This is a genomic window from Paenibacillus sp. sptzw28, assembly GCF_019550795.1.
Classification (GTDB): Bacteria; Bacillota; Bacilli; order Paenibacillales; family Paenibacillaceae; genus Paenibacillus_Z.
Map to the genome: position 1 here is coordinate 4642241 of NZ_CP080545.1, position 23953 is coordinate 4666193.

15 protein-coding genes are annotated in these 23953 nt (G+C 55.0%); 3 read left to right on the forward strand and 12 right to left on the reverse strand.

All coding sequences use genetic code 11. The features are described 5' to 3' along the window. Window positions 1–38: 38 nt before the first annotated feature. Both KZ483_RS21280 and KZ483_RS21285 read right to left on the reverse strand, forming a co-directional pair. Window positions 39–1640, reverse strand: coding sequence for a response regulator transcription factor (locus tag KZ483_RS21280; protein ID WP_220349532.1), 1602 nt, complete (start codon window positions 1638–1640; stop codon window positions 39–41). Beyond that, entirely contained in the window at window positions 1618–3414 is a 1797-nt protein-coding gene (locus KZ483_RS21285; protein WP_220349533.1) for a sensor histidine kinase, read from the reverse strand. The genes KZ483_RS21280 and KZ483_RS21285 overlap by 23 nt, the downstream gene beginning before the upstream one ends. Window positions 3415–3625: 211 nt before the next feature. Here KZ483_RS21285 and KZ483_RS21290 point away from each other — a divergent pair, with 211 nt between their 5' ends. Continuing rightward, on the forward strand, window positions 3626–4111 hold the full coding sequence (locus KZ483_RS21290; protein WP_220349534.1) for a MerR family transcriptional regulator: 486 nt from the start codon (window positions 3626–3628) through the stop codon (window positions 4109–4111). Between the two features lie 16 nt (window positions 4112–4127). Next, complete coding sequence (locus tag KZ483_RS21295) at window positions 4128–4577, forward strand: SRPBCC family protein (protein ID WP_220349535.1); 450 nt, start codon at window positions 4128–4130, stop codon at window positions 4575–4577. 205 nt (window positions 4578–4782) lie between these two features. Here KZ483_RS21295 and KZ483_RS21300 read toward each other — a convergent pair whose 3' ends face one another. Further along, window positions 4783–7566: an RICIN domain-containing protein gene (locus KZ483_RS21300; protein ID WP_220349536.1), complete on the reverse strand. Its 2784-nt coding sequence runs from the start codon at window positions 7564–7566 to the stop codon at window positions 4783–4785. Window positions 7567–7998: 432 nt separating this feature from the next. Further along, entirely contained in the window at window positions 7999–16347 is an 8349-nt protein-coding gene (locus KZ483_RS21305) for a glycoside hydrolase family 94 protein (RefSeq protein ID WP_220349537.1), read from the reverse strand. A 297-nt stretch (window positions 16348–16644) separates the two neighbouring features. Between KZ483_RS21305 and KZ483_RS21310 the strand changes: the two genes are divergently transcribed. Beyond that, window positions 16645–16992: a hypothetical protein gene (locus KZ483_RS21310; RefSeq protein ID WP_258881364.1), complete on the forward strand. Its 348-nt coding sequence runs from the start codon at window positions 16645–16647 to the stop codon at window positions 16990–16992. Between the two features lie 79 nt (window positions 16993–17071). On the opposite strand, the gene KZ483_RS21315 is transcribed toward KZ483_RS21310, so the two are convergent. The 8 genes from KZ483_RS21315 to KZ483_RS21350 form a co-directional block, all read right to left on the reverse strand. Further along, window positions 17072–17836: a TIM barrel protein gene (locus tag KZ483_RS21315; RefSeq protein WP_220349538.1), complete on the reverse strand. Its 765-nt coding sequence runs from the start codon at window positions 17834–17836 to the stop codon at window positions 17072–17074. Window positions 17837–18291: 455 nt separating this feature from the next. After that, on the reverse strand, window positions 18292–18744 hold the full coding sequence (locus KZ483_RS21320) for a MarR family winged helix-turn-helix transcriptional regulator (protein ID WP_220349539.1): 453 nt from the start codon (window positions 18742–18744) through the stop codon (window positions 18292–18294). A 161-nt stretch (window positions 18745–18905) separates the two neighbouring features. Further along, a complete protein-coding gene (locus KZ483_RS21325) occupies window positions 18906–19835 on the reverse strand; it encodes an urease accessory protein UreD (RefSeq protein ID WP_258881365.1) in 930 nt (309 codons plus the stop codon). Further along, on the reverse strand, window positions 19810–20541 hold the full coding sequence (gene ureG, locus KZ483_RS21330; protein ID WP_220349540.1) for an urease accessory protein UreG: 732 nt from the start codon (window positions 20539–20541) through the stop codon (window positions 19810–19812). The genes KZ483_RS21325 and ureG overlap by 26 nt, the downstream gene beginning before the upstream one ends. 29 nt (window positions 20542–20570) lie before the next feature. Then, the gene (locus KZ483_RS21335; protein WP_258881366.1) at window positions 20571–21308 is read right to left on the reverse strand and encodes an urease accessory protein UreF; all 738 of its coding nucleotides are present in this window, start codon (window positions 21306–21308) and stop codon (window positions 20571–20573) included. Window positions 21309–21329: 21 nt separating this feature from the next. After that, a complete protein-coding gene (ureC, locus tag KZ483_RS21340) occupies window positions 21330–23048 on the reverse strand; it encodes an urease subunit alpha (RefSeq protein WP_309568603.1) in 1719 nt (572 codons plus the stop codon). Continuing rightward, the gene (locus tag KZ483_RS21345; RefSeq protein ID WP_220349541.1) at window positions 23045–23413 is read right to left on the reverse strand and encodes an urease subunit beta; all 369 of its coding nucleotides are present in this window, start codon (window positions 23411–23413) and stop codon (window positions 23045–23047) included. Before KZ483_RS21345 ends, ureC begins: the two co-directional genes overlap by 4 nt. A gap of 62 nt (window positions 23414–23475) precedes the next feature. Further along, window positions 23476–23781, reverse strand: coding sequence for an urease subunit gamma (locus tag KZ483_RS21350; RefSeq protein WP_220349542.1), 306 nt, complete (start codon window positions 23779–23781; stop codon window positions 23476–23478). Window positions 23782–23953 lie beyond the last annotated feature (172 nt).

Genomic DNA, 23953 nt, shown 5'->3' on the forward strand with positions numbered 1-23953 from the left:
CGGCGCCGTGACCGTATTAACGTTCCGGTGACATCCTTTCAGACATCCTGGTATTTCTTGCGGTATTCCTGCGGCGTAAGACCAGTCGTTTTTTTGAACAGCTTGGAGAAATGGGAGAAGTTGGAGTAGCCTACCGATCCGGCGATGTCGCTGATTTTGATATTGGACTTGGCCAGCTCCGATTTGGCTCTTGTGAGGCGCAGGTCCACCGTGAAATCGGTCAGCGATTTTCCCGTCTCCTTGCGGAAGAGCCGGGATAAATACGCAGGGTTCAGGTAAACATGCTCCGCGAGCGCCTCACGGTTCATTTCGAGATGCAAATTCGCTTCTATATAACGCTGAACCTTCGCGATAGCGCTCGATACGTCTCTGTCCTGCTTCCCCAGCATTTCCGCAGCCTTGCCGGCGAACTGCTGCGCCCAAGCCTTCATTGACGCAAGCGATTTCATCGCCTGTTCCCCGTCCTTCCACTCGCCGCCGGGGTATACCTCAGCCGGAGAGACGGATTTCTTCTGGAGCGTCTGAAATACGGTATGGACCAACCCGAAGTAGTATTGCACGAGGAAGGTATGATCAACCTGCTGTGCCTGTATTCGGCCCAAGCTCTCCTCGATACGCAGCTGCAGCTCCTGCTTTCTCCCGGCTTCAATAAGCGCGGACAAATCAGGCAAATTTGGAGCGGCCGAAGACTGCTTGCCCGGCTTCCTGAACTCGGACAGGCGGAATACCGTTCCGGTTCTGCCGATATTGCACCGCTCCATCTCCGAGAGCAGCCGCACGGACGGGAGCAGGCCGCGAACCGTCACAGGCTCCCCGATATAGCAGGACACCGTGCAGTACAAATACTCTTCCGTTTTGCATATATAATCGCTGCAGCGGGCTTCAAGCAGCGGTTCGTATCCTTCCTGCGGCTCGTAAATCAAAGCGAACAGCATACCGTTCTGTTCCTCAATGACGTGTCCATGCTCTTCTTTGAGCAATATTTCCGAAGCGGCGTTCTTGAGCGCATACGTCATGATCTCCTCATCGCGCGCGCTCCACCCCCGCTTCCATTCCTCGACGCTGATCAATACCGGCACTATCGGTTTGGCCATATCAAGCGGCAGGCCGTAGAGAGTAAATGCCGGTTCCATCTGCTCTGCGGCTACTGCGATTCTCTCGTTCAGCACATCCTGCCAGAACCGCTCGATCAGCAGCGGAAGCTGTTTATTCCACTGCTCGTAATAAAATTCGTACGTTTTGCCGAACGCTTCTTCCCGCTCCCGTTCCTGCACGCTGCCAAGCGCTCTTTCCACGCAATTCTTCAACAGCTCGTGATCGATCGGCTTGAGCAAATAATCGAAGCTGTCCAGGTGAATCGCCTGCTGGGCGTATTTAAAATCGGCATGGCCGGTTAAAAATATGGTTTCCGTCTGCGGCGAATGCTCGTTAACCCACGCAAGCAGTTCAATCCCGTTCTCGCTTGGCATATCGATATCGGAAATCATGATATGAATGGGATGGTTACGAGATATTTGCCTCGCTTCTTCCGCATCGCAGGCTGAGAAAACATTCGCAAAAGGCAGGCCCGACCAATCGATTCCGTGCAGTATTCCCCTAATCGCAATTTCTTCGTCGTCAACCACCAGCAGATTGTACATCCGGGTCCTCCTGAAAGTTTTTAATTGCAGTTGGCAGCAGTATGCGAACCGCGGCCCCTCCTGCATCGGCTGAGTTGTAGAACTTAATATCGGCTTCTTCGCCGTAACGCAGCTTAAGCCGCTGCATGACATTCAGAATGCCCAGCCTGCTTGAATCCGCTTGCGGAAGCGGCTCGTTGGCATTCAGTCGTTCAAGAATGTCCCCGGGGTATCCGGCCCCGTTATCCTCTACGGCAAGCGATAAATATTGTTTATTACCGTCCGTAATAATGCTTCCGGTGACCAATATCCGGAACAGCTTGCGCCGGTTTACAAACCCGTGAATGATGGCATTCTCCACAAAAGGCTGGAGAAGCAGCGCGGGCAGCGGCAGCTGCCTGATCGAGTCGGGAACGTCAAATACGTACTCCAGCTTGTTTGGAAACCGGAATTGTTGAATTTCGATATAGTTGCCGATATGCTTAAGCTCTTCCTCAAGACTGATCAGATCCCGGTTGGCACGCATAATGAAGCGGAAATAATCCGCCAGGTGAAGCGCCATCTTCTTAATCGAATCGTTATCCTTGAGAGCCGCGAAATTATAGATGATATTCAGACTGTTCATATAAAAATGAGGATTGATCTGCGCCTGCAGCTGCTTCAGCTCGATCTTCTGCGCCCTGAGCTGCTCCTCGTACATCCCGATCTTAAGGGACTTGATTTGTTCCGCCATGCTGTTGAAAGTAGCGGCCAGGAACAGGAATTCGGCCGTGTCGTTGGCCTTCAGACGGACATCGAGCATCCCGTGCGAGATCTTCTTCATCCCGCCGATCAACTGCTGCAGCGGCTTGAACAGCGTATGCCGGATAAAGAACAGGTACAGGGCGAATATGGCTATCAGCCCTGCCGCTATGAAATACGTCGCCTTCTGAAAATAAGGGAGGCCTTTCAGCATATCCTTTTCCGGAATAATAATGTTGACCGCCATGTCGGCCATCTCGCTTGCCCGGTTCATGACCATATAACGCTGTTTGTTTGACTCATCCGTCACCGTCTGATAAGCCGCTTGTTTATCAAGAACCAAATCGGTGAGGGGAATAGTCTGTTTTTTGCCCGACAACGACTCGGCAAGACGCATTCCGTCAAGCCGGTAGATACCGCTTTCACCAATTTCGTCGGCGTCCCATAATACCGACAGCGTATCAAGAATACCGGAAATTTTAATGATAGCTCCAACGTATAACCCTTCCGTAACTTCCGTTATCCGGATCAGGAAATCGTTTCCCGGCATCAGGTCGTCCTTCCACAGCAGCCATCTGTTCGTCGCGAACCGGTTCTCTTGCCCGATAATTGCCGCGATATTGTTTCTCAGCACCTGCCTCGTATCGTCGTACTGCCCGGATGTGCTGAGTATGAGATCGCTTTCATGGAAGAGGAAAACCGTATCGATCAAATTGTAAAAGCCGATGTCGCGCATCAGCTTGTTCTGGATCCGAACCTTGGTAAGCACGTAATTATCGCTGCCGTACGGATAGGACATCAGAAGTCCGACATCGGGGTCCGCGACGGACATTTTATACAAATAGTCATTGATTTCCTTTAACTGGCGGTCGGTCTGGCCTACAAAAATATCGAGCGTATTCCGGTACGTCTGAGATACTTTATCGCGAACAACGTTCTTGGCATACAGGTTATTGGCAACGAGGAATGCGACGACCGGCAGCATAACAGCAAAAAAACTGATGATCAGCTGCATCTTGATGGAACGCCTCAGCTTGGTACCCCTCCAGTTCATTCTATATTCTTCTAATAATTGTAAGCTTATCAGCGGCTATTAAAATGATCAATACTAATATTATTCCAGTGTATTGTGCGGGATCTGAATGAAAACCGGAAGAAACGTTCGACGCCTTTTTAGAATGTGAAAATGTTCTTGAACGTTACGCGGCGTCATGTTTTATAATCTAGTTACCGGTAAACGACAGGCGCTGCAAAAGGGGTTGATTATGAAACAATATTGGAAGGTCGGGGAAATTGCCGGACTGACAGGGCTGACAATAAGAACGCTGCGATATTATGATCAAATAGGCTTGTTCTCGCCTTCCGATCAGACGGATTCCGGGCACAGGTTGTACACCGAATCCGACATTTCGCGCCTGCACCAGATTCTCTCTTTAAAGGAATTGGGTTTAGCGTTGGAGGAGATCAAATCGCTTCTGGCCCGGAATCATTGCAGTCCCGTTGAGATCGTATCCTTACAAATTGAACGTTTAAAAGAACGAATACAAACTCAGCAAAGGCTTCTTGCAGAGCTGGAGCATGTGTCGGCGCTAATGCATTTGAAGGAACCGTTAACCGTGGACGACTTTACAAAAGTACTGGTTATGATGAAAAAGAGCCACGACAAATATTTCTTTGAGCGGCAGATGACAGTGGAGCAAAACCTGGATCGACTGGGCGACTTCCTCGCTGGACGTCCGGACGAGCCGTAAACTAAGGGAGGAACCTATGAAGAACGAACGATCCGTAAACCACGCCACCTTTTCCGTTGAACGAATTTATCAAGCAGCGCCTGCGCGAGTGTTCGCCGCCTGGGCGGATCCGGAACTCAAAGCCGGATGGTACCCGAAGGCCGATGAATTCGACTTCAGGGTTGGCGGTCGGGAAATCAGCCGCGGAGGCCCGCCGGACGGCCCGATCTTTACGTTTAACGCCTGCTTTGAGGAGATCGTGCCGAATCAACGCATCGTCTATTCGTATACATTGGACATGGGCGAGACGAGAATTTCAGTATCGGTGACAACAGTGGAGTTTCATTCAGCGGACGCAGGTACAAGGCTGACCTTCACCGAACAGGGCACTTTTCTTGATGGCCACGATACGCCGGAAGTTCGTGAACATGGTACGAAGGCGCTGTTGGACCAGCTTGGAGAGGCATTGCGGAGCGAAACGGTCTAATACCGATAAATCGTAATGGGAAAGATGAGTTATACGAGAAACCGAATAGATGAAGCACCGGCCCCTATCCGGATTTTCACTGCCGGAAGGGGCCGGTGCGCGTCTTACATGATGCAATTGCTTGATTAGCGATTCACTTCCAACGGATCAATTCTTGATGGACCTAAGAAGCCGACTTATTGTTGTCACCTGGCGCCTTATCGACTTATGGAGTATCGACGGCAACGAGCTGCCATTGCTGGTCCGCTGCGCCGTTATCCGTCGATTGTACGACGTTTCCTCCGTCCGACGTCGACGCACTTGCGACATCGAGGACCTTGCCGCTGTTCTTGTTGACAATTTTATAAGTTCCGTTGCCGTTATCGACCATCTGCCACTGCTGATTCGCTCCAGGGCTCCAGGACGTATACTGCTGCACGTTCGCCCCGTCCGCCGTCGACATACCAGCAACGTCGAGCACCTTGCCGCTGTTCACATTCATGATCTTATAGTATCCGCCGCCTGCATCGACGAAATCCCATTGCTGATTCGTTCCAGGGCTCCAGGACGTCCACTGCTGCACATTCGCCCCGTCCGCCGTCGACGAATTGGAGACGTCGAGAACCTTGCCGCTGTTCTCATTGATAATTTTATAGATCAAGCTTGTGTTGACGCCGCTCACGGGGTCGCCGTAGATGACGCCTCTTCCGTTGGTGCCGATATACACCCGGCCGTATATTCTCGGATCCCCGGTGATGGTGGTTACGCGCGCGTATTGATGCTGGTCGTCGTTGATTCGGGTCCACGTCGTCCCTGCATCGTCTGAGCGGAAGAAGCCGCGTACCCCGTTAACCTTGGCGTTCGCATACAAAGCCATATAGCTCCGACCGGGCTGAGCCTTCCCGAAACCGATTGCGTCCGCTTCCTGGACATTGGACAGCTGGGTGAAGCTGCTGCCGGAATCGGTCGAATGCCAGATGCCGTATTTGCCTTCCGTCGTGCTGCCGCCCGCGACCCAGATGTCGCCTTCATGACCTGGCATAGCTTTGATATCCATTGACGATCCCGGATACTGCGTTACATTATTTGCCGGCAGCGCGGTCGTGGCCGTCTGGGTGAACGTCGCCCCTCTGTCTGTGCTGACGTAGAACTTGCCTGCCGACCATGCGTAGAACTTGCTTGGGTTCACGCGGTCGGAGATCACTTTCGCGCCTGTCGGTACTCCGGAGCTTGCCGTCCATGTATTGCCGCTGTCGGTCGTGTAATAGACCCCTGTCGTTGACGGACTCCATACGATCGTATTGCCATCGGCGCCGGCGGCTGCATTGCCTCCGCTGGAGCCAGCCGGCTCGGTGGCGTCCGGATTCCAGGTCGTTCCCCCGTCGGTGCTGATTCCGAGCGCTTTGGCATTCGCATCCGTGGACTTATCCACATTCCCGACCCGCACGATGAAGCTCGGATTCAGTTCCGCATAATCGATGCTCGTGGAGGTGGAATAATTCGGATTTGTGAACATCATGGACGGCGCCTGCGTCAGGTCGTCATACTTGAATCCGGTATCATCTCCAACGGCGCTAAGGAGGTGAGCACCCGACGGAGGGCTGATCAAGCCGAGCACAGCCATTTCCTCGATTCCTTTAGCCATGACCGAGAGGTTCACGGTGCCGCCGGTATCCATCGTCGTCAGATTGTTCGTGCCGTAAAGCGTCGCCCCCGTGCCGTACATCATCCGGCCGGAGTTGAACGGATCGATCTCCAGATCCCCGATCATCCAGCCGATCAGCGGGGAAGGTATCGGCGGGTTTGGAGCATTGCCGAAGGTCAGCCAAGGCGCAGCCGAGATATCCTGCGTATAGCGGAGCGTACGGTTCGGGTACCCGTTCCAACTCCAGAAGGAGGTCCATGTCGCGCCCCCGTCCGTGCTGCGGTAGATGTTGGCGTCCGGCCACCATTGATTCAAGGTCGCCACCACAATCGTGTCCGGATGCTGCGCATCGACGGCAAGCCCTCCGTATCCCCAGGTCTGGCTGCTGTCGGTGCTCGGAACCGGACTGATATTCGTCCATACCCCGGTGTTCGTATTGTATTTCCATAAGTCGCCCTTGGACCCGTCGTATGGACCGACGCCGTTGTTATAAGTAATATACAGATTGCCGGTGGAGGACAGCACGCCGTGGTGGGGCATAAAGCCGGCATGCGGTTGTCCCGGCACCGCCGACCATGTCGCACCGCCGTCCGTGCTGCGGTATATGCTGTCGCCGGTATTGTCCGCTACACCGACATAAATCGTCTGCGTGGGATTGCCGGAAGAGCCTGTCCGGGGATCGAAGGTGATCCAATCCAGACCGATCAGGTCGCTGCCGTATTCTTGGCCCGGGCTCTGAATGTAGGTACCGACATCGGGGAACGAGGTGACCTTCGTCCACGTAACGCCGTAGTCGGTGCTCTTCCACAATCCGTTTCCGCTGCGCGCACCGAAATAAAGAATGTTGTTCGCGTTAGGGTCGATCATCAGCCGCTCGCCCATGGAACGGCCTGGCATATTGCCGCCAACCTTGAACGGCAGCTGCGTCGCCTGCCACGTAGTTCCCTTGTCCGTCGAACGCAGAATATAGCCGTTGTTCGAATCGTATACGTTCGTATACGTACCCACTGCGACATACAGGCGATTCGGATCGACGGGATCGGTTGCCAGAGCGTCGACGCCGTTCTTGTTCCAATCTACCCATCCGACCGAATCAAGCAGCGGAATCCAGCCTTTCGAGGACGGATCCCAGCGGTATGCGCCGCCGATGTCCGTTCTCGCATAAATCAGGTCTTTCTGCGTCGGATTAAAAATAATACCTGGAATAAAACCGCCTCCGCCGCCGGTCACGACGCTCTTAAAAGTATAAGGCACGCTGCCGGCTGCAAAGGACTTCGTCGGAACCCCGATTATAAAAATGAAAGCGGTTACTAAAGCAATCATCGAAATTTTTTTAAGTACCATCATTGTACGGGATGCAACCATTGTTCATTATCCTCCCAACATAATTTTTGTAGGACTCTTATGGTATTTCAAGCACTTTCCCGCTTCCGTTATCCCTCGAAGTTCAACTCGAGTTGACCATCAAACTTATTCACCGCCTTTCTTAATAAATCGTTTTCATAACGGTCTTCAATTTCTTTCATCGACCATAACCGATTATATAGTTGTTCAAATGTTTTAAATAGAACTTACAAAAAGAAAGTAAAAAAGTGATATTAAACTGCATTTTTTTATACTGCATTATTATCAAAATTGTTATATTTTGTAATTTATACAACTTGTATGCTTTTTTTATAATAATATTCTTCTTACTGGTCTGTTCCATGTTTGGAGATCGCTCTTATCTTTGAATCGGCCGATTGTGAAGATGTCAACACAAAAAAAGAGAGCCTGGAGCGGCTCTCCCTTCGGTTTCTAAACTTGCTTCATTGCAGCTGAAGCGCTGCGGTTGGAGGATATAACCACCTCCACCTCGTGTTCCCGCCCGTCGTCAATGAGCGGGATATACATAACGTGCGTCTCACCGGCTTGGTTTGGCACGTCCGGCTCCTGCTCCAGCGGCCTGCCGTCGATCGTAACGCCACCGGCAAACTCCTTGTCGCCGGCGTCCACACGAACGGTTATATGATATACGGAGGTGCGGTATGTGTACCGCACTGAATAAGAGGGCCAATCGGCCGGAATATTCGGGCTGATAAGGAGCCTGCCTCCCTCGCGGCGCAGACCGAGTATCCATTCGATGCCCGCCTGATACATCCAGCCGGATGCCCCGGTATACCATGTCCATCCCGCCCTGCCTTTCACCGGATCCCGCGTATACACATCGGCCGCCATGACATACGGTTCGCCTGCATATTTGCGCACTTCGGACTGTGTTTGGGCATGAGTAACAGGATTCAGCAAATGAAACAATTCGACTGCCTTGCCGCTCTCTCCAAGCGCACACCAGGCGACGATGCTCCAGATTACGCCGTGCGTATACTGGGCGCCGTTCTCGCGGATTCCCGGCGGATAACCTTGAATGTAGCCTGGGGACGGGTCCGTCCTGTCGAAGGGCGGCGTCAGCAGCGTCGCTACAGACAAGTCGCGGTCGACAAGCTCCCGGTCGAACGACTGCATCGCCTGCCTTGCCCGCTCCTCGGGGGCCGCCCCCGAAATAACCGACCACGACTGGGCGATGGCATCGATCCGGCATTCCTCGTTGCGGCCCGAGCCAAGCCACGTCCCTTCATCGGTAAAGGCCCTGCGGTACCATTCGCCGTCCCATGCATGCTTATTCAATGCTTCAGCAATCGAATCTCTCCGGGTCCGGTACAGCTCGGCGCGTTCAATGTCCCCCTTCAGCTCGCACAAACCGGCGAATCTTCGCAGTACCTCGCACAAGAACCATCCGAGCCAGACGCTTTCGCCTTTGCCGTCGTCCCCGACCGAATTCATTCCGTCATTCCAGTCGCCGATTCCCATTAACGGGATCCCGTGCTCGCCGAGTCGCGAGGCCCGCTCGATGGCCCGTATACAATGCTCGTAAAGCGCCGCGGTTTCTTCAGCGGCGACGGTAGCTTCGTACCGCTCATGCTCATCATCCCTTAGCGGCTCGCTTGTCAGGAACCTGACAGGCTCGTCAAGAATGCCCGAGTCGCCGGTATGAACGACATAACGCGATGCGGCATAAGGCAGCCACAGCAGATCGTCTGAGTAACGGGTGCGAATGCCCCGCTCCGTCTCCTCATGCCACCAATGCTGCACATCGCCTTCCGTATATTGATGCGAAGCATGCAGTAAAATCTGTTTTCTCGTCAGCTCCGGCAGCGTATGCAGCAGCGCCAGCGAATCCTGCAGCTGATCCCGGAAGCCGAACGCTCCGCCTGCTTGGTAGAACGCGGTGCGGGCCCATATCCGGCACGACAGCGCCTGATACAACAGCCAGCCATTGAGCATCAGGTCAAGCTCCCGATTTGGCGTCGCTACCTTGATCTGCCCAAGCGTGTGGTCCCAGTAGGACGTCACATCCGCGAAAGCCTCCTCACAACTCTCTGTCGTGCCATAACGGCGGATCAGCCCGAGCGCCGTTTCCTTCGACGCTCCGGCGCCAACCAGAACATGTACCCTGCGTACGGACCGGGGAGGAAGCGTGAGCTTCATGCGGACCGCGCCGCAGCTGTCGGCAAAGACGCCGTCTACATTCGAGAGGCTCTCCCGTCCCATGCCTGCCGGAGATGCCAATGATCCGTTACGGCCGATAAATTCCGCACGGTCTGACGTATAGCTCAGTTCCACCTCATTATTACCGTATTCCGTCTCGTCAGTCTCTGCATGCATATGAAGGAAAGCGACCGCATCGCGGAATGTTTCCTGGTACGCGTTGCGCGAGAGCAGCGAGCCTGTCTCCTTGTCCCATTCTGAAACGATATAAGGCGCATTCGCCTGCTTGCGCACCCCCAGCACCCAGTTGCAGTAATAAGCGACGGATATGCTGCGCTGCTCGTGCCCTGTATTTTCCAGCCTCAAGACAATGAATTTGACCGGATCCTCCTTGCCCACGTAGACCGTCATGCTTTGCCTGATTCCTCGGGTTTGCCGGGAGAAGCGTGAATACCCGAAGCCGTGCGCGGCATCGAAGGCTTCCATCCCAAGCACCGGAGAAGGCGATCCCGACCATAGCTCCCCGGTATCATCGTCCCGGATATAACAGGCTTCGCCGGGCTGATCGAGCACCGGATCGTTCGACCATGGCGTCAGCTTGAACTCCCGGCTGTTGCGCCACCAAGTATAGCCCGTTCCGAGCTCGGTCACGAGGCAGCCGAAAGACGGATTCGCGATCACGTTGCTCCACGGAGCAGGCAAATATTTGCCGTTCTTCATCATGATCCGGTACTCGCGCCCCGCCTTGGCGAATCCTCCATAGCCGTTAAATAGAATTAGCGGATCCGGGTCCTTCTCCTGCGGTTCGGGCATGACTGCTTCTTCGGCGGGCTCCGGACGAAGCCGGAACTCCGGCGACAGCCCTTCTATAGTTTCCAGATGCTCCGTGGATTCGATTGACTTCCGCTCCTTCTCCGAAGCGGCTGCATTCGACTTAACCGGAACAGCAGCCGGTATCTTCCGGTTTGCGGGGCGGACGGCAAGCTGCGCTCTGAAGCTGGGTCCGGCAGCATGAAGAGTAAGGCGGGCGGCCGAACTCAACAAAGTCAGCTGCTCCGGTGTGAGCCTGTCGGCCATCACTGGATAAACGCCGCCAGGCGTTGAAGTGACGTCGACGGTTTGCTCCGCGGCCCGGCGCAGCGCATCCTGCACTTCCTGATAATATCCTCCGGCTTCCTCGATCAAAAAAACCAGGTCGAACGCGATGCCTTTCTTCCTTAGATACGAGTGGCCTGTCAGTGCTTTGACGGCAAAAGGCATTTGTGTCTTATCCTGCATACGTACCAGCGCAATGGGCAAATCCCCCGATATGCCCAATGGCCACAAGGCGGATTGACCGGCTGTATTGGCGGCAATATGGAGTGCCCGCTCCTGGCGAAGAGGAGTCTGGTAAAGAAGCCTTCCCGCCATCATATGATACTGGTCGGCTTCCATCGCGGTGATCCGTTGGTGCCTCAATTCGATCCGGCTGCGCGTCCAGGCCAGCTGGAACGACCGCTCCACCTGCTGTTCCCCGCATAAACCCGCCGCCATAGCCAACGCTTCCCCTCGGCTGTCCGCTATGCCGGCAACCGAGAACAGCTTGACCGTTTCGCCCGGCCCGATCGATATTCGGCGGCGCATGACAAAAGCCGGATCGAGTACGGCCCCCAGGGTACCGGAGAGCTTGCATTCCAGACTCGCCGGCCCTGTGAGCGTGTGTCCCCGGCCGATGAAACAGGAACGGTCCGTTTCATATTCGACAGGTCCCAGCTCCTCGCAGCCGATCGACAAACTATGGACCGCCCACTTCGGCTGCTCCTTGATATCCCGAGGCCGCCGAACGGCAAGCAGACATTCTGATTCCGCGTCATATTCGGTCTGGACAAACAGCTTGCTAAAGGCCGGATGCGCTTCATCCGCGGCAGGCGGGGAAAGTGACACTTCCGTGTAAGCCGTTATCTCTACGACACGCGTTTCAGGCCCCGTATTCGTGACGCTCAAGCGGCGAAGCTCGGCATTATGCTCGGGAGGTACGCAGATTTCGAGCATTGTAGACAGATCGCCGTCCCGCCGCTTGAAGCACACTTTGTCCAGCGCAAACTGTACCCTTTGCTCCTCAGCTTCCGCACGGCATGGCTCGAATGCCGGCGACCAGAATGATTGGCTCGCCACATCCCGTATAAAGAAGCAGCTTCCGGGCGTCTCGGACACTGGATCCTCATGCCAGCGCGAAAGCGCCCATTCGCCCGACTGGCTGAAGCCTCCCCCGCTGTCGGATACGACGGATGTGAACGAACCGTTGGAGAGCACGCATACCTCCGGCACCTCGCAAGGCTTGGTGAACTCCCGCAAGGGAATGCGTGTACCTGTAAGAGGCTGGTTCATCCGTTCTATAAACGGCCTGGCCGCGTTCTTGATAATCGCCGGACGTGCCGGAATTCGTTCCTGCAGCAGCAGCTCCGCCGCCTCAACGCGCTTGTCCGCATGAAAACGGTCTACCATCGTGCGGGTCAGCAGCAAATTGCCCAAGGTCAGAAGGCTCATGCCCAAGTGGTGAGCCATAAAGCTGCGAACGACAATACAGCTCTTACCCTCCGGCATTCGCTGAGCCGTGCAATCGATGGCCTCATAGAAGCCGTATTTCCCTCTGGCGCCCATCGCGGCCATGCGATTCAGCGAGTCAAGGGACTCCCCCAGTTGCACCGGAAGCGCCATAATCGCCGCATAAGGAGCGAGGACGAGGTCGTTCTCCAAGCCGCGCTGAAATCCGAGCCCAGGCACTCCGAACGCGCGGTATTGGTAATTCATCGCATAATCGAAAGCGTAATAGCCCGATTCGGAAATGCCGAACGGAACACCCCGCTGCCGCGCGTATTCGATCTGCCGTCTGACGACCCCCTTGTAAGTTGCGTCCCACACCGAATGACGGTAGGTGCGCATCAGAAGAGAAGGCATCAAATATTCGAACATCGTGCCGGACCATGACAGCAGCGTAGGATACCGTCCCGAACGGGCCATTGTTCTTCCAAGCCTGAACCAATGCGATACCGGCGCCTGCCCGAACGCAATCGCCAGGAAGCTCGCCTGCCGCGCTTCGGAAGCAAACAGGTCGTACAAAATCTCTTCCTTTCGCTCCAGAGCGGCGTGATATCCAAGCGTAAACAACTCGGCACTCCCGTTGTACAGCGGGCGGAAATCGGTTCCGGCAATGATTGCTTCGATGCGGCCAGCCAACTTTTCCGCTCTTGGAAGAACACTGCTCCCAGCTGGACCTTCTTCGCCTTTCTTGGCCCATTCCAGAATCCCCTGCTTCAGCGCGACCAAATACGCCACGAAGTTGCCGGAGTCCACTGTCGACACATAGAGAGGAGGCAGCGGCCGCAGAGATTGCGTGTCGTACCAGTTGTACAGATGGCCGGACCATTTCTCCATCTTCTCGATCGTCCCCATGGTTCTCTCAACCCGGTCAAGCATGCCCGGCGTATCAATGAATCCGAAATCGCGCGCCGTTAAGGTGCAGGCAAGCTGAAGCCCTATATTCGTCGGAGACGTCCGGTGTGCGACGCCGTTCGGCGGTTCGAACTGCACATTATCGGGCGGCAGCCAGTTATCTCCTTCAACGGCAAAGTCCTCGTAGTAAGCCCACATCTGAGCCGCCAGTTCCTGCAGCTCTTTGCGTTCGTGCTCCGTCGGTGCGCTTTGAGGCAGGGCTGGCGAGCCGTTCAGCCAGTATACGGCAGCGGGAGCGAGCAGCCAAATGGCCGATATCGCCAAGCCGAAGGCCCGCAACGATCCCTCAGCGAACATGAATGCGGCAGCGGCAAATACAACGGCCAGAACTCTGCCTCCCCACAATCCTGCAACTGCGGTGGGCGAATTGGCTCTGCTTCGCCTTTCCACCTCCGCCGAGCTCATCCATTCGAGCAGGTTCCTTTTGCTGACTGTAAGCCTGTAGAGCGTTCGTACAACAGCATCGGCCAGCACCACAGTCTGATAGGGGAGTATGACCAGTTGTACCAACGATTGCGCGAACGCCGTCAGCAGAAAGTCCGGTCTGCGATAAAGCCGCCTGAACGACAATAATGCCCGGATGAGCGGCAGCCCCAGAGTCAGCAGTCCCGCAGCCATCAGTACCGCTCCGGTAAACCCGGAAATAAACAGACTCGCCGCCAGCAGAATGAACACGGCAGGCTGAACCAGACTGCGGCGCATGTTATCAATGATTTGCCAGCGGGTAAGCAATGACAGGTCAACAGGCCGCGGTATGCCGCAGCGGTCGGACATTCGGGAGGCTATCCAGCAGAGCAGCTGCCAGTCGCCCCTTACCCACCTGTGCAAACGCCGCTGGTAGGCGTGAAAGGTGACAGGATGGCCGTCGACAACCTCAATGTCGGAGAGCAGGCCGCTCCTCAGAAAGCCGCCTTCCAGCAAATCATGGCTGAGCACGGAATTTTCCGGTATCCGGTCGTTAAGAACCTGCTTGAACGCCGCCACATTGAAGATGCCTTTTCCGGTGAAAATCCCTTGGCCGAAGGCATCCTGATACGGATCGGACATTGCGAACGAGTACGGATCGATGCCCGGCTTGCCCGACCACAGCTTGGCTAGCCTGGAAGACGCAGCGGAATCGTAGCTGATGCCTACGCGCGGCTGCAGGACGCCATAGCCTTCCGTGACGCGTGTGCCGGCTGCATTCAAGCGTGCACGGTTATATGGAAGATGTATGGTACCGACCATCCGGGCGGCGGTACCGACCGGCAGCTCCGTATCCGCATCAAGAGTAATGACATACTTGTAGCGGGAAATCGAAGAGCAGTCGCCTACCAGGCAAGAGCAGCTCGTATCGTTCCGGCCGCTGAGCAGCTCGACAAACTCGACGAGCTTCCCGCGTTTGCGCTCCCACCCCATCCAAACCTGCTCCGACTCATTCCATTGACGCGACCGCTGAAAAAGATAGAACGGCCCTGCTCCGGTATCGGCATTTCTGTACACCCGGTTGAGTTCCTCGATACGCCGGCGCGCAGCAGCGGTTATTCGTTCGTCCTCCTCCGTATGTTCGGTTGAAGCGTCAGCGAAGTCGCCGAGAAGAGCAAAGCCCATATTTGGGTCCATGCTCGCCAAATAATGAAGCTCGAGCCTGTCTGCCATCTCCTCGGCTTCCTCCGGCTTCGACCAAATAACCGGTATAACCGTTATCGTCGCCGCGTCTTCAGCGATGCCGCTGGAATAGTCAAATCGCAGCAGCGGCTGCGTCACGAAAAGTTGGCCGATAAGCGCATGAACTGAAGTTACCGCCCATTCGCTGACCGGGATCGCGAGCACGAGTGCGGCTGTAATCCACATGCCGATCGGCGCAGAGGCGTCTCCTGCCGCCGCGCGAGCGCACCAAAGAGCCACGGCCAGGAATGCGGCAAAAACAAGCGCCATTCCCGACAAATACATTCCGACGCCGGGACGCAGACGAATCGGCCTGGAGAGACGTTTCGGGTGGAGGCATTCGCGTAATGCATGCAGCAGGTCCCTGTTCCCTCTCGGATCAAGCAAATAGTAAGCGGCGAAGGCTTGCCGAGGCTGCAATTCTGAACCGGCTTCAGCCTCCTCGGCTTTGGCTCCTTCCGTATCAGCATCTGAATAGCGGTGGGCCAAAGCTACCGCCTGCTGCGCGATGACATTTTCGGGCACGCCGTAGGAGCGCGATAAGCGCTCGACCCCGCTTCGCAGCGAGTCGCGGCTTTTCCGGTCCATCAGCGGATAAGTTCCCGCATGCTCCTCGCACAAAGTATGCTCGACCACACACATCCTGTCGAACACCGGATCCCATCTCGTACGGGACAGCTTTCGCAGCGATTGTATAAGCTGTCCTGCCGTTAATTCATAAGCCGCCTGCAGCTGATGCTCATACAGAATAATCCGGTTTAAGCTATCGGCACCGTTATCCAGCTTGCACAGCAGCCAGCTGCGCACCTCGCCGGCTTCCTCGGCCCATTCATTCAAATGGCTGACCAAGTGTACGATTACCGGAGCTGACAGAGGCATCTGCTGCCCCGCTTTCTCCAAGGCATCTTTAACCTTCGCGGCATCCGGAACCGAACGCCCTTCGGTGAACGGCTCCAGCAGCTTGTCTACCTCGAGGCAGGCAACCCGCCGCTCCCGGACGGCGGCCATCACTTCGGACAGCTTGGCGATAACCGATATACGCAGCATAAGGGGCATCGCCCATACCTCGGCGATCGTCAGTACCGCAACCTCCTGGTATGCATTCGAAAATCGTACAAACGTATCAATGTCAAACGCGCCGTCAGTTTGCCGCAAATATTCGGAGCACAGCGACAGCACGCGCGGCTCCGCTCCGGGCGTCAGCCGCGGCAGCCGGCGTGACAGCCGCTCAGTCAATTCCGTCTGCACGTTAAAGGCTTCGGATTCGATCAAATCGGCATGGTCAAGAAGCCATTGCTCCGCAGGCTGAAAGCAGGGCGCGCCATCCTGTTTGAGCTCGGACGCAAAAGCCCGCAGCACTTCAAGATTTCGGCGGAAGCTCCGCCATATCGAGGCAGTCGAACGATAGGTAGCCTTGTCGGGATGATGAATAAGAGCCAGTTCACGCGCTTGCTGCTCAAGTTGCTCGACTGTTGGAATCATGGGCCCCCCTTAAACCGTGAGTCATAACTCTAGCCAAGCGCTGGACAACCCTTGGCTGAACCCGGCCAACGCACCCGCATTCACTGCCGGACGCGATCAAGCCTTATTTGAATAATATCTCCAACTCATCGGAAAATTATGAGAGAGCCGCTTGGGTATCGGGAAGCGATTGACGCAGGCGGGGTGAACCCGCACGGTTTATTTATGGGCTATGAAATGATAGCCGTTCCAATTCCAGCGAATTTATGCTAAAATGAAAGCGCTCACAAATTCATCTTATTTAAGGGGGAGCGTCACATGATGAATGAAGCGAAGGATGCGCGAAACGTTTATGAGAACTTTGAGGTGGAGACGGACATTCTCTACTTCAACGTTGGCCGATTCGGTCTCGTCAGCTTCCATGGCAGAAATTATAATATTAAAAAGAATATGTCTGCCGACCAATTAAACCGGTATATCGCAACAGGGCTTTTCGTCAAAGTCAATTCGAACTGTTATGTGAACGTCGCGAAGATCATATCGTTCACGGATGGCATCATCCATTTTGAAGGGAAAGGCTTCGACGCCAAACACGTGCCGGTCTCAAGATTGAGACAGCACCATATTAAAAACCTGCTGTCTGCGCGCAATCCGGTAGCAATGTGACCGCTAAAACAATGAAAGCCTTGATTCGCACGGAACAGTCCCGTAATCGAATCAAGGCTTTTTTGCTGCCGCAGCCTGTTTAAAGGTTAGCCGCGATATCCCGTTTAAACTGTATTATCGCTTCGTCGGTGTCGATCGTATAGCCGCACTCCAGCCCTACGAAACCGTCAAAGCCTGTATCCCGGATAGCCCGCAATATATTGAGGTAATTAAGCTCGCCTGTTCCCGGCTGCTTTCGCCCGGGATTGTCCGCGATATGATAATGATTGATGCGGCTGCTGTAGCGCGTCGCATTGGAAATGACGTTCCCCTCGGTGATTTGCTGGTGGTATACGTCGAAAACCAGCTTCACATGCGGGTTGTCCACTTGATCGATGATATCCGCCGCTTCATATGAATATTGAACAAAATGCCCCTGGTGGTCGACGATGCCGTTCAGAGGCTCCACCTCAAGCACGATTCCGGCTTGCTCGCATATAGGCGCGCACCGTTTCAGCGTTTCGACCATCGCTTTGCGCTGGAACGCGCGCGGCAGCCCGTCCATGACCTGTCCCGTTTGTGTGATGACCGATTTGGTCCCGAGCGTCCGGCAAGCTTCAATCGTTTGCTTGAGCCCGTCTATAAACACATCTCTTTGCCGTTCGTCGATCAGATTAAACGACCTCGTGCATACCGCGCTGATGCCGACGCCGATTCGCTCCTGTTCTCGTGCAATCGCTTTCAAATCTCCGAGTTCCCACCAACCGTAATATTCAAGTCCGTCGAAGCCGTGTTCTTTAATTTTCTCCAGATGATAAATAACGTCTTTCCCCGGGTAAGCGCCAATGCATAGTGAAAACTTCATGCTTTGTCCCTCCTGCTTCAGTCGAATACTTATTCCTTCGAGTATGCCATATTCGGTGCAAATGTCTATATAAAGGTCCGCAATTTTATATGTCCGTTCTACAATTTCCCATGAGCTGCCGTTCATTCGGGAAGGCGGAGCTGCAAACAATAAGCTGCAGCAAGACGGGAAGGAGGCTGCTTACTTGGCGAAACAGCAGGGACACGGCAACAAGAACACACAGACGAAGACCTCTGATAAGAAAGGCAATGGCAATGGCAGCGGCGGCGGAAGCTAGCGGCACCATCATGACCACGGCAATAGCCCCGCTTTCCTGCCAATCAGGCAATGAAAAGCGGGGCTATCAATTTATCAATACACGAGCGCAGAGAGCCGGGTTATTACGAGCGTGACGGCATCACATGCTCGCCGGCGGTGTGACTCCCGAGATCGAGTAACTCAGCGCTTCGCGCCATTTACTCTTCCTTCCCTTTTCCGCCGTCCATGTTGGCGATTATTTGATGACATAACCTGGTTAGCTCCTGCACATCGCCCAGCGTCATCCCCGCGAACATCATTTTCGAGATTTGCGCCCGTCGCACTTTCAGCCTCTGCACGAGCTCCCGTCCCTTATCCGTCAGCACCAGATATACCACCCGGCGGTCATCCAGATCGCGCACGCGCTCCAGATATTCCATATCAATGAGCTTGTCGGCGATTCCCGTAATAGCGCCGGCCGTAATGCAGAGCTGCTCCGCTAAGGCGGAGGCCTTCTGCGGACCATCCTCAAACAGCCTGATTAATATTCGCGCCTGCATGGCGTTGATACCGATATCGTTTTCTTTCGTCCACTCCAGATCCATCCGCCTTTTCATTTGAAAAAAAGCGTGCTCCAGTTCTTGAAAATCTTGTTGGCTCGGTTCGTTCATGCGTAAACATCCTCCCGGTTGATTCGTTATATATTTAGTTTAGATGAATATATTTAAGTTGTAAAGTTTTTATCGCTAAAATATTTTTCCTTATTACCTTTATCCGCCGGGCCTGGAATAATACGAAAAAAAACAGGATAGCGTAATCGCCATCCTGCCTGTTATTTGCGGAAATTAAGCGGCTCCTTGCCTAGAAGGGAGGCGCGCACCGCCTGCCATGCTGCGCTCATTGCCTCTTGCAGCGGCCATGCGGCCGTACCGGCCGCCATTACCGCCAAGCCGTACTTATACGTTGCGGAGACGCCCGCTATAACTTGATGACCGTCCCTTGCCGGCAGTCCGGCAAGCGCGGCTCTTACAGCTTCGATATGCGGCATGGCCAGCTTGTCTGAAAAAGCATAGAGCACGCTTGTGTGCGTCATCCCGCCGAAGCAGCCGGGAGTCGTTAAACGCTGTTGACCCGGCTCGATCAGCTGGTTCTGGGCGAAGATCAGCTCGTCTTCATAGGTCACCCTCAGCCTGTTTCTATACTCACGGTAGGCGAATCGCTCTCCCCGCAGCGTACGGCCGGGACAGAGCACTTCTGCCTGCATCCATACCGAGCCCGCCGAGAGGCTAACCTCTGTCTCGCATGTAAGCGAGGCGCCGCGGTACAGCATAACCGGTTCCGGCATGGACTCGACGACTGCGCCCGCTTCGAGCCGGTAGACCTGACTGATTGACGAGCCGCTGCCGGCATCCGGACAAGGGTGTACTTTTGTGAACGACTGATTCGTTACATAAATGTGAGCGTCCTTCCCCGCTTTCCATTCCAGCTCATACCGGTCGCCAGCCAGCAGTCCCGGGGATACGTCCATCACCATCACGCCGACCGCTCCCTCAAGCGGGAAAGTCTTCGCGATTTTGATCGGAGCGGTGTGATACTTGGACTCGAGCTGCGTTTTCCCGCCCCGGTTCACGAATGCGGCCCGCAGCTGAGAAATCCGCCCGGCCGGCTGCCCATTATCCGTGGCGATTGCCGAGGGCTGCGCCATGTTCATGGTTGCGGGCGATGGAATCGCCGTCTTACGAGTGGTTGTGCTCATGTCCATGACTATGCCGGGTATCATGCTTATGCTCATGAACATGCTCGAGTCCGTGAGCATGGGCGAGCTCATGCTCCAGCCATCCGACTATCTGCCCGACGCCTACGCCGCCAAACAGATTGGAAAACACATACGGGCGCCCTCCCCGCATACGTTTGGTGTCTTCCTCCATGACTTGAAGACTGGCGCCTACATAGGGTGCCAGATCAATCTTGTTAACGACAAGCAGGTCGGAACGCATAATTCCGGGACCGCCTTTACGAGGAATTTTCTCCCCCTGAGCCACGTCGATGATGTAGATAAACCGGTCGACCAGCTCGGGGCTGAATGCTGCCGCCAGATTATCCCCGCCGCTTTCTATAAAAATAATATCGAGTCCGCTGAACCTGCTCGTCAGCTCGTCAACCGCCTCGAAATTCATCGATGCATCCTCGCGGATCGCCGTATGAGGACAGCCGCCCGTCTCTACGCCGATAATGCGCTCCTCGGGGAGAACTCCGGTAGCCGCCAGTATTCGGGCGTCTTCCTTTGTGTAGATGTCATTCGTGATAACCGCCACGCTGTATTTATCCTTAAGCGACCCCGCCATACGTTCGACCAGCGCCGTCTTGCCGGAACCTACCGGGCCTCCGATCCCGATTCGAATCGGACGCGAGCGATCCATAGCCGGTTTTTTCCATTCATGATGATGATGACCTTGTCCTTGACACATCGCACATACCTCCCAAAAAAGTTTATGATTCAGGACATAAATAACCTGGAGTACAACGTTTCGTGCCTGATCATGGCGAGCTCCGCCATCGGCATGTTCGAGTATGCGTCTTCCGGATCCAATTGAGCGACATTTGTCCAAGCCTTTGCCGTCATAGGCGTCAGCCGGGCGATGATCATCTGGCCCTCGGTCTGGCCTAAGGACATCAGCCTCAGCGCACTGTTCACACAGGTAACGATGCAGGCGTATAAGTATCCCTGAGCCGCTTGTTGAAGCGGTATCCCGAGCTGCAGGCACGCATACCCGAAGACAAGCGGGTGCGTTGCGAAGCATCTGCCTTCGCGAAGCGCTTCAGATACCGGAGACCAGTCCAATTGCGGGTAGACATTACCGGCAAGCTGATGCAGCCGTCGTCCCATCTTCTGTGTGCCGACCCGGGTCTCAGCTCCTATACGCTGCACATGGACAAGCCGCTCAACAGCCCATAGTCGCTCCCAATCAGCTGCCGGCGCATCGCGGTATACCGCTTTAACAACCATCGCATCGGATGTCGACCAGCTATGGTGCAGCATAGCATTCGCATACTCCTCAAGCTCAGCGCTGGTTCGCAGCTGCCCTTCCTGTACGAGCGTCTCCAGACCGAACGAATGCGAGAAGCCGCCGATCGGCAGCGCCGAATCGAGCAGCTGCTGCAGCGCCAGCCATGGAACGAGGCTGCCGCCGGAACCCGTTTGAATATCGTTTTTGCCGCCGCTATTCTTATTCAAGCCGCCTTCACCCCGTTCCCGTTAAAACAAGAAGTAGCGCTGCGCCATCGGCAGCACGTCCGAAGGCTCGCAAGTGGCCGGTACGCCGTCCACCTTAACTTCATAGGTTTCCGGATCGACTTCGATCCTCGGTGTCGCGTCATTATGAATCATATCTTTCTTCGTCACAGTCCGGCAGCCGCGCACAGGCTCAACCCGTTTGGAGAGGCCAAGCTCTTCTGCGATGCCCCTGTCATAAGCCGCTTTCGACACAAAAGTAATGCAGCTGTTCGATTTTGCCTTGCCGAAGGCGCCGAACATCGGGCGACCGAAGACCGGCTGCGGCGTGGGAATCGATGCGTTGGGGTCGCCCATCTGCGCATAAGCGATCGTACCGCCCTTGAGCACAAGATCCGGCTTTACGCCGAAAAACATTGGACTCCATATGACAAGATCGGCAAACTTGCCCGGCTCGATGGAGCCGACCAGATGCGAAATGCCGTGCGTAATCGCCGGATTGATCGTATATTTCGCAATATATCGCTTGATTCGGAAATTATCCGCTTCATCCGCCTTGTCCGGGGCGAGCGGCCCGCGTTGGCGTTTCATCTTGTCCGCCGTTTGCCATGTCCGGATTATAACCTCTCCGACCCGGCCCATTGCCTGGGAGTCGGAGCTGATCATGCTGAATACGCCCATATCGTGCAAAATGTCTTCAGCGGCAATCGTCTCCGGACGGATCCGCGAATCGGCGAACGCCACATCCTCGGGGATACTGCTGTCGAGATGATGGCAAACCATAAGCATGTCCAAATGCTCTTCAATCGTATTTATCGTGAAGGGTCGGGTCGGATTCGTCGACGACGGGAGCACGTTCAGCTCGCCCGCAGCGCGGATAATGTCCGGCGCATGGCCGCCTCCCGCTCCTTCCGTATGATACGTATGAATAGTCCGGCCTTTAAAAGCGGCCAGCGTATCTTCAAGGAATCCCGCTTCATTAAGCGTATCCGTATGAATCGCGACCTGAACGTCGAACCGGTCGGCCGCTTCGAGGCAAATATCGATAGCCGCCGGGGTGGTACCCCAGTCCTCATGCAGCTTCAGCCCGATCGCGCCCGCTTCAATCTGCTCGATCAGCGGACCGGTGAACGAAGCGTTCCCTTTTCCCGTGAAGCCGAGATTCATCGGGAAAGCTTCCGCCGCCTCAAGCATCCGCCGCATGTGCCAAGCACCCGGCGTACAAGTCGTCGCATTCGTCCCGGTAGCCGGCCCGGTGCCGCCGCCGATCATTGTCGTGACGCCGGAAGACAGCGCCGTATCGATTTGCTGCGGGCAAATAAAGTGGATATGCGAGTCTATGCCGCCTGCGGTAACGATTTTACCTTCTCCCGCGATAACCTCTGTGCTTGCACCCACAATCATGTTCGGCATGACGCCGTCCATAATGTCCGGATTGCCCGCTTTGCCGATTCCGACGATTGCTCCGTCCCGGATGCCGATATCGGCTTTGACGATGCCCCAGTGATCGATAATGATCGCATTCGTGATGAGCGTATCGAGTACTCCTTCGCTCCGCAGAGCGCCGCTGGATTGGCCCATGCCGTCGCGTATTACTTTACCGCCTCCGAATTTGCATTCGTCGCCATAGACAGTGAAATCCTGCTCGATTTGCGCCCAAAGCTCGGTATCCGCGAGCCGGACGGCATCGCCTGCGGTAGGTCCGAACATTTGCGCATAGCTGCTCCGATCCATTCGGCTCACGTCTGCTCCCCCTTCCATGCGGCAAGCCGCTCCCGAACCTCAGCAGACATCCCGCCGCGAACTGCAGGACCGTTCGTGATCGCGTTCAACCCGAAGGAGCGCTTCAGTCCGCCGAGCTCGACAAGCTGCACCGGCTTCTCCTCGCCCGGTTCAAATCGGACGGCCGTACCGGCAGGTATATCGAGCCGCATGCCGAAAGCCGCTTCGCGGTCGAACTCCAGTCCGCGATTAACTTCAAAAAAATGAAAATGCGATCCGACCTGAACCGGCCGGTCGCCGGTATTAACCACTATTAACTCCGCCGTCCCGCGTCCGGCGTTCAACTCGATCTCACCGGGGGCGATGCGGTATTGTCCAGGTATCATGATGATCTCTCCTTATATGAGCAGCCGGTCCTCGGCATAACCGCCGAATTACATCCCGGCTCTTAATGTGAAATCGGATGATGGATGGTTACGAGCTTAGTGCCATCCGGAAATGTCGCTTCCACCTGTACTTCATGTATCATATCCGCCACCCCGCTCATGACTTGCTCGCGAGAGAGAATGCGGGTTCCATGCTCCATCAGCTGTGCTACAGTCATCCCGTCGCGGGCTCCCTCCATTATCTCCGATGTGATGAGTGCGACACTTTCAGGATAATTAAGCTTAACCCCTCTGCCCAGCCGCCTTCGCGCCAAATCGGCAGCGATTGTGATTAGCAGCTTTTCTTTTTCGCGTTCAGTCAACTGCATGTGTTCACCTCATCTAATAGTTTTTCTCAGGAAAACGAACTTCGAAGAATAAATGTAACGTTTTTCGAAGGAAACCGCTTCGGAAGCATGCTTAAAGTTTTACGAAGGAAAACCGGCCCCGGAAGCGGATACCAAGTCTTACGCTTATTATAACGATGCTTTACTCGCAAGT